Raw genomic sequence first — 12,947 nt, 5'->3', positions numbered from 1 at the left:
CTTTATTTTAGAAATTCTTTTAGTTTTTGCTCAATACTGTCACGATTAGCATCTGTGATGGTTGTATCTACTAAATTATTAAAACCATAAACGGTTTTATCACCACTCATTTCTACTAGTTCTACTTCTTTTTCTTCACCTGGTTCAAATCGCACTGCCGTTCCTGCTGCAATATTCAATCGCATTCCTAAGGTTGGCATTCGATCAAAACTCATTTGTTTGTTTACTTCAAAAAAATGATAATGCGAACCTATTTGCACAGGACGATCACCTTTATTAATCACTTCAATAGAAATAGTTCTTTTGTTGACATTAATTTCTATTGGTTCTGTTCTAAGTATGTATTCACCTGGTATCATTTGATAGGATTATGTACGGTTACTAATTTGGTTCCATCAGGAAAAGTGGCTTCTATTTGTATATCATGTATCATTTCTGGAATTCCTTCCATCACATCTTCCCTAGTTAGGATAGTTGTTCCGTACTGCATGAGCTCGGCGACAGTCTTTCCGTCACGAACAGCTTCTAATAAGTCTGCACTTATTAATGCTATAGCTTCGGGATAATTCAATTTCAAACCTCTATTTTTTCTTTTAAGAGCAACTTCTCCAGCAGTATAGAGAAGTAATTTTTCGATTTCTTTCGGATTCAGGTGCATATTTCATAGTATTATTATACAAACATAAAGTAATTATTAGTTGAAATAAGTAAGAATAACTAAACATTTTTAAAAAATAAACCGAATCTAACTATTTGTTAAAAAAATCTATAAATAAAAATAAAATCACAAAATGAGGGGGTAGTATTTTACAATTATCATAATTCTGACATTCAACCCCCACAAAAATTAGGGGGTGACATAAAAAAATACATACTTTTGACGAATAATTAACAATTTAATACCGATCAAAATGAAAAAATTAATTTTAGGATTTGCAGCATTAGTACTGATAACATCATGTAAAAACAAAGAAGGAGCAGCATCAAACCCAGACGCTGTAAAAGTTGGAGTATTACACTCTTTATCTGGAACAATGGCTATTTCGGAAACAGATTGTAAAAACGCAACCTTATTAGCAATTGAAGAAATAAACGCAGCAGGTGGGGTTTTAGGAAAACAAATTGAAGCTGTAACAGAAGATGGTGCATCAGACTGGCCAACTTTTACTGAAAAAGCGACAAAATTAATAGATCAAGATGAAGTAAAAGCAGTTTTTGGATGTTGGACCTCTTCTAGTAGAAAAGCAGTACTTCCGGTTTTCGAATCAAAAAACAACTTATTGTTTTACCCAGTACAATATGAAGGAATGGAAGCTTCGAAAAATGTAATTTATACTGGAGCAGCTCCCAACCAACAAATACTTCCAGCAGTTGACTATATGATTAAGGAAGGAAAAAAGAAATTTTTCTTAGTTGGATCTGATTATGTATTCCCAAGAACAGCAAACAAAATTATCAAGGCTAAGTTAGAATTAGCAGGATTTCAAATTGTTGGTGAAGAATATGCTCCTTTAGGACACACAGACTTTACTTCAATAGTTCAAAAAATAAAAAGTTCTGGTGCTGATGCAGTATTAAACACTATTAATGGTGATAGTAATATTGGTTTCTTCAAACAAATGAAATCTAATGGACTTGTTGCTCCAGCTGTAACTTGTATGTCATTCTCTATTGCTGAGGTAGAATTGAAAGGTATTGGACTAGACATTATGGAAGGACAACTAACTGCTTGGAACTACTTTATGAGTATGCCAGGTGCAGCTAACGAAAAATTCATCAAAGCATACCAAGCGAAATACGGAGCTGACAAAGTTACTGATGACCCAATTGAAGCAGCTTATTTTGGAGTGTACTTATGGGCAGCAGCAGTAGAAAAAGCAAAATCATTTGAACCAATGGAAGTACAAAAAGCTATTGGAGGAATAAGTTTTGACGCTCCCGAAGGAAAAGTATCTATTGACCCTGTTACAAACCATACGATTAAAAATTTCATGATTGGAAAAGCAAATAGCAAAGGTCAATTTGATATCGTTTATCAATCTGAAGGAATGATCAAAGCTGATCCTTTCCCAAGTATCGCTACTGATAAAAAAGTGATTGCTCCAGGAGTAATCAAATAATTCCACACCAATACAGCCGATTAACTTTTATCGAAAATTATTCTTTAATCGGCTATTTAAACATCTTAAAAAAAATCTACTAAAGAAACCGGTTATGAAAAAAATCATTTTCACACTACTTACAGGGCTAATGACAACCCTAATATTCGCACAAGATTCAGGAAAATTTGACTTAACAGCATCCCTTCACAACCAATGGTATTGGAGAGGTTATGCTGTAGGACCAGACCCAATTATTGCTGCACAAGCGAGTTTTAAATACAAAGGACTGGAAGTTGGAACATGGAACGGATACGGATTAGCAGGACAATGGAAAGATGTAGATTTATACGTTTCCTACACTACCAAAGGTGGATTAAGCATTGCGCTTTGGGATATCTACAACTATAGTGACTATGCTGCTTCACCAAGCTATGCTGGTTACGGCAATCACACACAATCTAACTATTTCAATTACGGAACAGGGACAAGACACTTCTTTGACTTATCGGTAGCCTACACAATTCCTAGTACTAGTTTAAGCTTATTTGCTTCAACCATTATCGAAGGTAGAGATAGAAATGCAGATGGATCACAAAGATACTCTTCTTATGTAAAAGCATCTTATGATTTTACTATCAACGAGGATGTTAGTGTAACTCCATACATCTCTACAGGTTTTGCTTTGAATAGCGACAACGATGGAACATTCTGGCAATGGACAGACAAAGCAGTTGCTGACTCAAAAAGCGTTGGAATCAATGAAATTGGAATCAACATAAGTAAGCCCGTTAAAATAACAGACAGTTACAGCATCAAAGCCAATGCAGGAGTTGTAGCTAGCCCGCTTAACCATACTATGACAGGATTGTTAGGAGTAACATTATTTTAATTTCAATCTTTAAAGCCTACTACAGAATAATTCAAAACAATTATTCTGTAGGCTTTTATAATAAAACATTTAAACATGGACTTTATACCATTTATATTCAACGGACTAAGTATTAGCTCCATTTTACTACTAACCGCAATAGGACTAAGTATTGTTTTTGGAATGATGGGTGTAATTAATTTTGCCCATGGGGAATTCATCATGATTGGTTGCTATAGCAGCTACATTGTAAGCCTTGCATTAGGAAGCGAAGGATCTTGGTTATCTTTATTTTTTGCCTTTATCATTTCATTTGTACTCTCATTTGGAATTGGCTTTCTGGTCGAAAAATTTATTATTAAACGATTATATGCTCGACCCCTAGACAGTATTTTGGCAACCTGGGGTGTGAGTTTGATTCTACAACAATTAGCACGAAACATTTTTGGTTCTAATAACGTAGATGCACCAATGCCAAAGATATTAAACGAAGGATGGAAAATAAACGATGCAATCACCCTTCCCTACAATCGAATATTAATTATTTTCATCTCTATATCCATTTGTCTTTTTGTTTATTATTTCATGTATAAAACTCCTAAAGGAAGAATTCTACAATCGGTAATGCAAAATCGCTCTATGGCATCATGTATTGGTATCAATACAAAAAAAGCAGATTCATTTACCTTTTCTTTTGGATGTGGACTTGCAGGAATCGCTGGTATTTGCATCTCCATGTTGGGATCAATTGGACCATCAACAGGTCAAAACTACATAATTGACACCTTCTTGGTAGTAATTTTAGGTGGAATTGGAGGCTTACGAGGATCTATTCTAGGTGCCTTATTAATCGGAATGTGTAATCCATTTATCGAATATTACACTACCTCTAGTATGGCGAAAGTTATCATATTGGTAATGGTATTGGTCACTTTACAATACAAACCACAAGGATTATCTCCAATGAAAGATAGAACTATTGATTAATTTATTCAATTACTAAAATGAAACAAAAAACAATATATACCTTAATAATACTATCACTCATACTGATACCACTCTTGACAATGTCTGAATTTAGACTTTCCTTATTGAGTAAATTTCTAGTTTTCTCCATTGTGGCTATTTCTGTAAATTTATTATGGGGATACACAGGAATTCTAAGTCTTGGTCACGGAGTTTACTTTGCACTTGGTGGCTACGCCATGGCGATGTATATGAAACTACAATCGCAACCTTTACCCGATTTCATGGAATGGTCAGGAATTGAAGTTTTACCTTGGTTTTGGGCTCCTTTTAAATATTTCCCATCCACATTGGTGATGATTGTTATCCTACCAGTCGCCTTAGCATTGCTTGTCGGGATTCCGCTTTTCAAATCTGGTACAAAAGGAGTTTATTTCACAATTATAAGTCAAGCAATAACGCTTATTATGTCTATTCTTTTTGTAGGTTCACAGGGATTTACCGGAGGATCAAATGGAATTACTGGTTTTGATGGTTTATTCGGATTTACACTACACGACCCAATGCTAATCAAAATACTTTATTTATTAGTTGTTGCGATATTGATCGGAATCTACTTTGTTAGTAAATTCATGCTTAACTCACACGGCGGAACTATTATCCAAGCCATTAGAGACCGCGAAACAAGATTGCGTTTCCTAGGATACAAAACCGATTCGTTCAAGATAATTACATTAGCAACTTCTGCTGCGATTTGCGGAATTGCTGGAGCCTTATTTGTGCCAATTGTTGGAATTATTTCTCCTTCGATTATGAGTATTTTAATGTCGACCGAATTTGTGATCTGGGTCGCTATTGGAGGAAGAGCAACACTTTTGGGCCCTATTGTAGGAGCGATATTAATCAATTATGCTAAAACAAGTTTTTCTGAATCTATGCCAGAATACTGGTGGTACTTTTATGGATTCTTATTCATAGCAGCAACCATCATTGTTCCAAAAGGAATTGTTGGTACATTATTGGAAAAAAAATGGTTTAACAACACCCTTAACAAACTTAAAAATGAGTAGATTTCATCAAATAATACCAAACCCCATCATTAGTTTAAGAGATGTTGAAGTAGATTTTGATGGGTACAAAGCACTAAACAACATTACTATCGATTTTCCTTTCAAAGGAGTTCAGTTTATCATTGGTCCAAATGGAGCAGGTAAAACCACCATATTGGACGCCATTTGCGGACGAGTAAAAACTTCAAAAGGAACTATTGTTTATAAATCTGAAATAGAAATACAAAATAAGAAACCAGAAAGCATTGTTCACTTAGGAATTAGCCGAAAATTTCAAAACCCTACTATTTTCAATACACAAACCGTTTTTGAAAATATGAAATTGGCCTTAATTACTGGAAAAAACACACTGTGGTACCTTTTTAGCTCAAAAATCACCCAAGAACAACACGACATTATAGACGAGACTTTAGAAAAGTTGAACTTGCTAGAAGTCAAACACGCCATTAGCGGTTCCTTATCACACGGTCAAAAGCAGTGGTTGGAAATAGCCATGTCCATTATCAACAAACCTGAATTATTATTGGTAGATGAACCTATCGCAGGAATGTCTCCCAACGAAAGAGATAAAACTGGTGAACTTCTAACTCAAATTGCACAGGAAAGAACTGTTTTCGTAGTTGAACACGATATGAAGTTCGTTAGCAATTTTTCTACTTCGGTATTAGTAATGCACGAAGGACGAATCATTGACAACGGTACTTTTGACAAAATAGTCAACAATCAAGAAGTCATCGAAATTTATTTGGGACGACAAAAGTAAACAGCTAATTGTTTTCGAATGTTCTCCTTATAATACATCCACATAATTCAATAAATATGTTTGAAATAAAAAACTTGACCGCTGGATATTCTTCAGAAACCTCAGCCATTCACGACATCAATATAACCATTCCCAAGAACGAAATTTGCTCAATTATAGGAAGCAATGGAGCGGGAAAAACCACGCTTCTTAAAGGAATCATGGGACTATTACCCTCTAAGTCTGGAGAAATTATTTTTGACGGCACAGATATTACTAATTTTGATTCGGAAGCCATATCTCAATTAGGCATTGGATACGTTCCACAAGGTAGAATGATTTTCCCGTACTTAACTGTTGAAGAAAATCTTTTATTGGGATGCGAAGTGCGAAAAATGAACTTAAAAAAAGCACTCGAAATCGGATACGATTACTTTCCCGACCTAAAGGGAATTAGTAAACGAAAAGGCGGAATGTTAAGTGGTGGACAACAACAACAATTGGCCATCGCTAGAATGCTTGTCATAGAACCCAAAATGATTTTACTAGACGAACCTGCAGAAGGTATTCAACCCAACGTAGTACAAGAGATTGGAAGAATCCTTCAAAAAGTCACCTCAGAATTGAATGTATCTGTTCTTTTAGTCGAACAATTTGTTGGCTTTGCACTTGATTTATCACACTCCTATTATTTCCTCCAAGGTGGAGAAATCACCAAAAACGGAAGAATTACAGAAGAAAATAAAGCTCAAATTATTGATAGTATTAAACTATAAACAAAGAATCAACTTTACTAATAAATACCAATTACTAATTCATCCCAATAAAAAATCCCAAATTCAATCAAATGAATTTGGGATTTTTTATTGTTTAAAAGTATTGAATTATAGTTCCAATGCTTTTTTAGGATTGTTTTCCAATAGTAATTCTAATGGGTTTTCTAGTGCTTCTTTAATAGCCACTAAAAAACCAACAGATTCTTTACCATCAATAATTCTGTGATCATAAGAAAGTGCCACATACATCATTGGGTGAATTTCAACTTTACCATTTACAGCAATAGGACGCTCAATAATATTGTGCATACCTAAGATTCCCGACTGAGGAGGGTTGATAATTGGAGTTGATAACATACTTCCAAATACCCCACCGTTTGTGATTGTAAATGTACCACCTGTCATGTCATCAACAGTAATTTGTCCGTCACGTGCTTTGATAGCCAATCTTTTGATTTCAGCTTCCACACCACGGAAAGATAAATTCTCAGCATTACGAACTACAGGAACCATCAAACCTTTGGGTCCTGAAACCGCGATAGAGATATCACAGAAATCAAAAGCAATTTTGTGATCACCGTCCATCATAGAGTTAACGTCTGGATATAATTGCAATGCTCTAGTTACCGCTTTGGTAAAGAAAGACATATATCCAAGACCGACACCACCATGTTTCGCTTTGAAAGTATCTTTGTATTCGTTACGGATATTGTTGATAGCCGTCATGTTTACTTCGTTAAAAGTAGTCAACATCGCTGTTTCGTTTTTTGCAGCTACTAAACGCTCTGCTACTTTACGACGCAACATTGATAATTTAGTACGCTCTTGACCACGACTACCACCTGTAGGAGTTCCCATTGACGGCACTGCATTTACAGCATCATCTTTAGTAATCCTACCTGCTTTACCAGTTCCTGAAACAGATGCTGGTGCAATATTTTTTTCTTCTAAAATTTTTTTAGCTGCTGGCGAAGGAGTTCCTGTAGCATAAGTCGCTGCCGGTGTTGCTGGTACTACTGGTGCTGCTGCTGCTTTTGGTGCTTCAGCCACTGGAGTTGCTACTACAGAAGCTTCCGAAGAACCAGATGGTTTAGCCGCTGCTGTATCAATATGACAAACAACTGAACCTACTGCTACCGCATCACCTTCTTCTGCTTTTAGGGTAATGATACCACTTGCTTCTGCAGGTAATTCTAATGTCGCTTTATCTGAATCTACTTCAGCAATCGCTTGATCTTTTTCAACATAATCTCCATCTTGTACTAACCAAGTGGCGATTTCAACTTCTTTTATAGATTCCCCTGGTGATGGAACTTTCATTTCTAAAATCATGTCCTTATATTTTAAATTATGAATTTTAATTTTCTTTTAATTATAAATCTTTATTATTTGCAATTGTCCCTAGCCCTGATGGTAGCGGCATCCTTTTATCCTGAACTTGTTTCAGGATCCTGAAACGAGTTCAGGATAAAAGATACAGCGGACAGCAGGAAATAGCTCCTAATTTTTACCTAAATAATGTTTTATCAAATACCATTTTGATTGCATCCGCATGACGACGTTTTGCTCTTGTGTAACTTCCTGATGCTGGTGCAGAATATGCTTTTAATGAAGCTAATCTCCATTTTACTAAATCAAAGTTAACCAACATATACGCGTAAGCACCCATGTTTTTAGGCTCTTCTTGTGCCCAAACATAATCTTCAACATTTGGATATTGTGCTATAATTGCTTTTAACTGCTCCACAGGTAATGGGAATAATTGTTCGATACGAACAACCGCAACATCTTTACGTCCATTATTTTCTCTTTCGGCAGTAATATCAAAGTAGAACTTACCGGTACAGAAAACCAATGATTTTACTTCTTTTTTATTTACCTCATTATCATCAATCGTTTCTTGAAAACTTCCCGAAGTAAAGTCTTCAACAGGAGACGTACATCTTGGATCACGCAACAAACTCTTAGGAGTAAACACTACAAGAGGCTTACGGAAAGTCGTTTTCATTTGTCTTCTCAACAAGTGGAAAAAGTTAGCTGGAGTAGTACAATCTGCCACGTACATATTGTGACGCGCACATAATTGCAAGTAACGTTCCATACGCGCTGAAGAGTGCTCCGCACCTTGACCTTCATACCCGTGTGGCAATAACAATACTATTCCATTTTGGGTATTCCATTTATCCTCCCCACAAGAGATGTATTGGTCAATCATAATCTGAGCTCCATTAGAGAAATCTCCAAATTGTGCTTCCCAGATTGTTAAGGTTTTTGGATTTGCCAAAGCATAACCATAATCAAAACCTAAAACTCCATACTCAGACAAGAAAGAATTGAAAATATAAAATTTCCCTTTAGCATTCTCCAAATTCCTAATAAGTGTAACTTTCTCTTCAGAGTCTTCTACTTTTACCACAGCATGACGGTGTGAGAACGTACCACGCTCTACATCTTGCCCCGAAATACGAACACTAAATCCTTCTTGAAGTAATGAACCATAAGCTAAATGCTCTGCCATTCCCCAGTCCAACTTATTAGTTTCGAAAAACATTGTTTTTCTATCATTGATTAACTTCTGAATTTTGCTGATGAATTTTTTATCAGCTGGCAAATTACAAACTGCATTAGCTACCTCAGTTAATCCTTCTTTAGAATAAGCAGTATCTACTTTTGCAAGCATACCCTCAGTAGAAACTTGCTCAAAACCTTCCCATTCATTACTTATAAATGGAGTGATCACTGTCAATTCTTTTTTACGAGAAGCCTCTAAATTGTGATCTAAGTCGTCTTTATATTCTTTCTCGATAGTTTTTACCAAATTAGCGTCGATAACACCTTCTGATAATAATTTCTCTGCATAAATCTCTCTTGGATTACTATGCTTCGCAATAATTTTATACAGTAACGGTTGTGTAAAACGAGGCTCATCACCTTCATTATGACCGTATTTTCTATATCCTAACAAGTCAATAAAAACATCTCGCCCAAACTGCATTCTAAAGTCTAATGCAAACTGCATAGCATGTACTACAGATTCTGCATCATCTGCATTCACGTGTAACACGGGCGACAAAGTTACTTTAGCCACATCCGTACAATACGTTGACGAACGTGCATCTAAGTAGTTAGTTGTAAAACCAACTTGATTATTGATTACAATATGGATCGTCCCACCAGTTTTATAACCCTCTAATTGTGCCATTTGAATGATTTCATAAAGAATACCTTGACCTGCAATTGCAGCATCACCGTGAACGGCAATGGGTAAAACTTTAGAGAAATCATCTTCAAAATATTTATCTTGTTTTGCTCTAGTGATCCCTTCAATTACAGCACCAACTGTTTCAAGGTGCGAAGGATTTGGAGCCAAATTGATGTTGATATTTTTTCCAGAACGTGTAATTTTATCAGCCGTAACCCCTAAATGGTATTTCACGTCACCGTCAAAATATTCTTGATCATAATCTTTTCCGTCAAATTCCCCAAAAATGTCTTGAGTCGATTTCCCGAAAATATTAGCCAAAACATTCAAACGACCACGGTGTGCCATTCCCATTACAAACTGCTCTACCCCTTGTTCAGCTGCTCTTTCGATCAAAGCATCCAAAGCTGGAATAATAGTTTCTCCTCCTTCGAGAGAGAAACGTTTTTGACCTACATATTTAGTATGCAAGAAATTCTCAAAAGAAACCGCTTGGTTCAATTTGCTCAAAATTCTTTTTTTCTCAGCAACAGTAAACGTAGGTTGATTTTCGTTTATACTCAATTTATCTTGAATCCAAGAAACAATTTCTGGTTTACGAATATACGTGTACTCAACCCCAATGTGCTGACAATATACTTTAGTTAAGTGATTAATGATTTGTGACAAAGACGAAGGTTGCAGGCCTAATAACTTGGCCGCATCAAAAACCGTACTTAAGTCGGCTGATGAAAGTCCAAAAGTTTCTAAATCCAATGTTGGAGTAAAAGATCTACGTTCTCTTACTGGATTTGTTTTAGTAAACAAATGACCTCTAGTGCGGTAGCCTTCAATCAATTTCAAAACTTTGAATTCCTTTTGAAGTTGCTCCGAAATCTTACTGCTATCTACAGAAGATGACGCTACAGAAGACGATTGATTACTATACTGAACTGGATTTTCCTCATTATAAGTTTCCATTCCAAAGTCAAAACCTTGAAAGAAACTTCTCCAGCTAGGCTCTACGCTATCTGGATTCTCTAAATATTGATCGTATAATTGTGCGAAAAATTCGGTATGTGCTGCGTTTAAAAATGAAAACCTATCCATAATGTTAGTGAATATACTTTTTGTTAAATAGTTACGCAAAAATACAATAATCCATTATATCTGAATCTATTTTTTAAGTACTTTTACATATAGATTTGTTAAAAAAAACTATAAAACCATGAAAAATAATCACCTTTCTCACTTTTTAAACCTTTATTTAATTTTAACCTCGCTTTTTGTTAGTTTTTCGTTGAGTGCACAATTTCAAAATAGATATTCTGATTCTTCAAATAATTTTTGGGATAAAGTTCAATTTGGAGGCGGATTAGGACTCAGTATTGGCTCTGGATATACTGATATTTCAGTGGCTCCATCTGCAATTTACAATGTCAATCAATACTTTTCCGTAGGATTAGGCGCACAGTATACCTACGCAAAACTCAAAAACTCTTACACTTCCAATCTTTATGGAGGCAGCTTAATCACTTTATTCAACCCCTTACCAGAGGTTCAACTTTCAGTAGAATTAGAACAACTTCGCGTCAATGTAACCGGAATTTCGCCTAATAATTTTACTGATGATTTCTGGAATACTGGATTATTCCTAGGTGCAGGTTACCGAAGCGGCAACGCAACTATTGGTGTTCGCTACAATGTTTTATTCAAACAAAACAACCGAGCTTATAGCGATGCCTTCATGCCTTTTATTCGGTTTTATTTTTAGGATTAGGAGCTATTTCCCACCATACACTACAAGCTATATCCGTCTCAAGCTATTTTTGTATGCGCTAGCAGGAGCTTCTTTCAGTCGCTCTGCTAGCACTACAAAAAACTAGCTTTTTCCGTGTATAGGCTTTCCATTTCTGTTGGGGCTATTTACAAAATATTGCATCCCAAATACATTTTTGGTTTATAAGAACCACAGTACTATTATAATATTAGTCGCTTGCTTTCTACAAAATATATGATTATCGATAAAGAAAGATAATTTTTCATTTTGTCAACAGTTCCTATAGTGAACAGCTATATTTTCGTTTTTTATTTTAATATTTACAAAAAAAATAGGGTAACAATTTTCATTGCTTGTTTATATAGTAATATAACACTCAAACAAACAAGATGAAAACGATCAAACTATTACAACTATTTTTATTATCAAGCCTATTATTTTCTTGCACAGAGGATGAGCCTGTAGTAACACCAATGTCCAATAACTTCACCGTCAACGCTACCGATTTTGCAACACCACATGCCTATTTAATATATGACGAAGGTTCCGCTTTAAACAATAGGTATTTCTTAACCTTTTCAAACGCACCTTTAATTCAAGAAACACCATCCAAAGTAGCTGTGCAAACAACGATGACACAAGCGGCTGTTTTGTATATTGAGAATGTACCTGTTCCCATTTCATCCGGGTTTTCTATGGCGCCAGTTGGTGTTGGCACACACACTTTGGACACTGATGACACCGAAGTATTGAATAACATAGTAAACTTTGATGATCCCTTCGTAAGTGGCGGATTATCTTACGGACAACCTAGTTATACAGGAGCCAATCTGTTTCAAATGCCAACAGGTGGAATCGGAACGGTTACAATCAATGCCATTACTATCGATACTATTGCAGGAACAGGAACTATAAACTGTACTTATCAAATGACCTCTAGCTCTGGAGATGTAATCATAGGGAATTATTCTGGAACTTTTGAAATTCGTAGTTCTAATTTTTAAACAAATAAAAATTAAGCCTTTATTGATATACATAAAAGCCGCTAAATCTTAGCGGTTTTGTTATTTATAAGACTTACAAAAGACAAGAGAATAAACATCTTATCGGTACTTATTCCTAAACCACACTTTTTGCCATTCTCTTTTCAGAATCAAGAACGCCACTTGCTCTGCTAAAACTACTAAATCCGAACCATCAAGGGCTTTGATTTGTTTTTCGGAAACATCAATAATATATAGAAGATTCAAATACTCAGCAAATTTATACTGAATCATGCGGTAGATTTTTTCGTGCAACTGAATTTTGAGTTCTTCAGGCATTATGCTTTTAGGGAAATCAATTCCTTCATTAGCCAAATTAAAATCTTTATTAATTTGTTCTACCAAAGAAAGATACAAGGATTCTTGTTCTGCTTCTTGGAGCAATAAATCAACCGATATTGGAGCAATGAAATTCATTT

13 protein-coding genes are annotated in these 12,947 nt (G+C 35.4%); 8 read left to right on the top strand and 5 right to left on the bottom strand.

Annotation, left to right across the window (positions count from 1 at the left end):
* Window positions 1–2 precede the first annotated feature (2 nt).
* Both ABZP37_RS05290 and ureA read right to left on the bottom strand, forming a co-directional pair.
* Window positions 3–359: an urease subunit beta gene (locus ABZP37_RS05290; RefSeq protein WP_264617972.1), complete on the bottom strand. Its 357-nt coding sequence runs from the start codon at window positions 357–359 to the stop codon at window positions 3–5.
* Window positions 356–658 (bottom strand): urease subunit gamma, encoded by a 303-nt coding sequence (gene ureA / locus ABZP37_RS05285; protein ID WP_108739533.1) that lies wholly within the window; start codon window positions 656–658, stop codon window positions 356–358. The genes ABZP37_RS05290 and ureA overlap by 4 nt, the downstream gene beginning before the upstream one ends.
* A 253-nt stretch (window positions 659–911) precedes the next feature.
* Here ureA and urtA point away from each other — a divergent pair, with 253 nt between their 5' ends.
* The 6 genes from urtA (at window position 912) to ABZP37_RS05255 (ending at window position 6,524) form a co-directional block, all read left to right on the top strand.
* Entirely contained in the window at window positions 912–2,120 is a 1,209-nt protein-coding gene (urtA, locus tag ABZP37_RS05280; RefSeq protein WP_366186237.1) for an urea ABC transporter substrate-binding protein, read from the top strand.
* Between the two features lie 94 nt (window positions 2,121–2,214).
* Window positions 2,215–2,991, top strand: a complete 777-nt coding sequence (locus tag ABZP37_RS05275; RefSeq protein ID WP_366186235.1) for a hypothetical protein — start codon at window positions 2,215–2,217, stop codon at window positions 2,989–2,991.
* 75 nt (window positions 2,992–3,066) lie between these two features.
* Window positions 3,067–3,957 (top strand): urea ABC transporter permease subunit UrtB, encoded by an 891-nt coding sequence (gene urtB, locus ABZP37_RS05270; protein WP_366186233.1) that lies wholly within the window; start codon window positions 3,067–3,069, stop codon window positions 3,955–3,957.
* 80 nt (window positions 3,958–4,037) lie between these two features.
* The gene (gene urtC / locus ABZP37_RS05265; protein WP_366186232.1) at window positions 4,038–5,006 is read left to right on the top strand and encodes an urea ABC transporter permease subunit UrtC; all 969 of its coding nucleotides are present in this window, start codon (window positions 4,038–4,040) and stop codon (window positions 5,004–5,006) included.
* Window positions 4,999–5,769 carry an urea ABC transporter ATP-binding protein UrtD gene (gene urtD / locus ABZP37_RS05260; protein ID WP_366186230.1) on the top strand — a complete coding sequence of 257 codons (771 nt, stop codon included), beginning with the start codon at window positions 4,999–5,001 and terminating at the stop codon, window positions 5,767–5,769. The genes urtC and urtD overlap by 8 nt, the downstream gene beginning before the upstream one ends.
* Window positions 5,770–5,825: 56 nt before the next feature.
* Window positions 5,826–6,524: an ATP-binding cassette domain-containing protein gene (locus tag ABZP37_RS05255; protein WP_108739539.1), complete on the top strand. Its 699-nt coding sequence runs from the start codon at window positions 5,826–5,828 to the stop codon at window positions 6,522–6,524.
* Between the two features lie 108 nt (window positions 6,525–6,632).
* On the opposite strand, the gene odhB is transcribed toward ABZP37_RS05255, so the two are convergent.
* Both odhB and ABZP37_RS05245 read right to left on the bottom strand, forming a co-directional pair.
* The gene (gene odhB, locus ABZP37_RS05250; protein WP_366186228.1) at window positions 6,633–7,856 is read right to left on the bottom strand and encodes a 2-oxoglutarate dehydrogenase complex dihydrolipoyllysine-residue succinyltransferase; all 1,224 of its coding nucleotides are present in this window, start codon (window positions 7,854–7,856) and stop codon (window positions 6,633–6,635) included.
* A 175-nt stretch (window positions 7,857–8,031) separates the two neighbouring features.
* Window positions 8,032–10,815, bottom strand: a complete 2,784-nt coding sequence (locus tag ABZP37_RS05245; RefSeq protein WP_366186226.1) for a 2-oxoglutarate dehydrogenase E1 component — start codon at window positions 10,813–10,815, stop codon at window positions 8,032–8,034.
* Between the two features lie 118 nt (window positions 10,816–10,933).
* Here ABZP37_RS05245 and ABZP37_RS05240 point away from each other — a divergent pair, with 118 nt between their 5' ends.
* Together ABZP37_RS05240 and ABZP37_RS05235 are read left to right on the top strand one after the other, a co-directional pair.
* Entirely contained in the window at window positions 10,934–11,479 is a 546-nt protein-coding gene (locus tag ABZP37_RS05240; RefSeq protein ID WP_366186224.1) for a hypothetical protein, read from the top strand.
* Window positions 11,480–11,874: 395 nt separating this feature from the next.
* The gene (locus ABZP37_RS05235) at window positions 11,875–12,489 is read left to right on the top strand and encodes a hypothetical protein (RefSeq protein ID WP_366186222.1); all 615 of its coding nucleotides are present in this window, start codon (window positions 11,875–11,877) and stop codon (window positions 12,487–12,489) included.
* Between the two features lie 99 nt (window positions 12,490–12,588).
* On the opposite strand, the gene ABZP37_RS05230 is transcribed toward ABZP37_RS05235, so the two are convergent.
* Entirely contained in the window at window positions 12,589–12,945 is a 357-nt protein-coding gene (locus tag ABZP37_RS05230) for a hypothetical protein (RefSeq protein ID WP_366186220.1), read from the bottom strand.
* Between the last annotated feature and the right edge of the window lie 2 nt (window positions 12,946–12,947).

The sequence above is a fragment of the Flavobacterium ovatum genome, from assembly GCF_040703125.1.
GTDB classification, from domain to species: Bacteria; Bacteroidota; Bacteroidia; order Flavobacteriales; family Flavobacteriaceae; genus Flavobacterium; species Flavobacterium ovatum.
Note: the sequence above shows the minus strand (reverse complement) of the source record. Positions and strands in the feature narration are given on the sequence as shown.

Bases quoted from the DNA above. Each gene is read 5' to 3' on its own strand.
- ABZP37_RS05290 (WP_264617972.1), bottom strand. From the start codon at position 359: ATGATACCAGGTGAATACATACTTAGAACAGAACCAATAGAAATTAAT.
- ureA (WP_108739533.1), bottom strand. From the start codon at position 658: ATGCACCTGAATCCGAAAGAAATCGAAAAATTACTTCTCTATACTGCT.
- urtA (WP_366186237.1), top strand. From the start codon at position 912: ATGAAAAAATTAATTTTAGGATTTGCAGCATTAGTACTGATAACATCA.
- ABZP37_RS05275 (WP_366186235.1), top strand. From the start codon at position 2,215: ATGAAAAAAATCATTTTCACACTACTTACAGGGCTAATGACAACCCTA.
- urtB (WP_366186233.1), top strand. From the start codon at position 3,067: ATGGACTTTATACCATTTATATTCAACGGACTAAGTATTAGCTCCATT.
- urtC (WP_366186232.1), top strand. From the start codon at position 4,038: ATGTCTGAATTTAGACTTTCCTTATTGAGTAAATTTCTAGTTTTCTCC.
- urtD (WP_366186230.1), top strand. From the start codon at position 4,999: ATGAGTAGATTTCATCAAATAATACCAAACCCCATCATTAGTTTAAGA.
- ABZP37_RS05255 (WP_108739539.1), top strand. From the start codon at position 5,826: ATGTTTGAAATAAAAAACTTGACCGCTGGATATTCTTCAGAAACCTCA.
- odhB (WP_366186228.1), bottom strand. From the start codon at position 7,856: ATGATTTTAGAAATGAAAGTTCCATCACCAGGGGAATCTATAAAAGAA.
- ABZP37_RS05245 (WP_366186226.1), bottom strand. From the start codon at position 10,815: ATGGATAGGTTTTCATTTTTAAACGCAGCACATACCGAATTTTTCGCA.
- ABZP37_RS05240 (WP_366186224.1), top strand. From the start codon at position 10,934: ATGAAAAATAATCACCTTTCTCACTTTTTAAACCTTTATTTAATTTTA.
- ABZP37_RS05235 (WP_366186222.1), top strand. From the start codon at position 11,875: ATGAAAACGATCAAACTATTACAACTATTTTTATTATCAAGCCTATTA.
- ABZP37_RS05230 (WP_366186220.1), bottom strand. From the start codon at position 12,945: ATGAATTTCATTGCTCCAATATCGGTTGATTTATTGCTCCAAGAAGCA.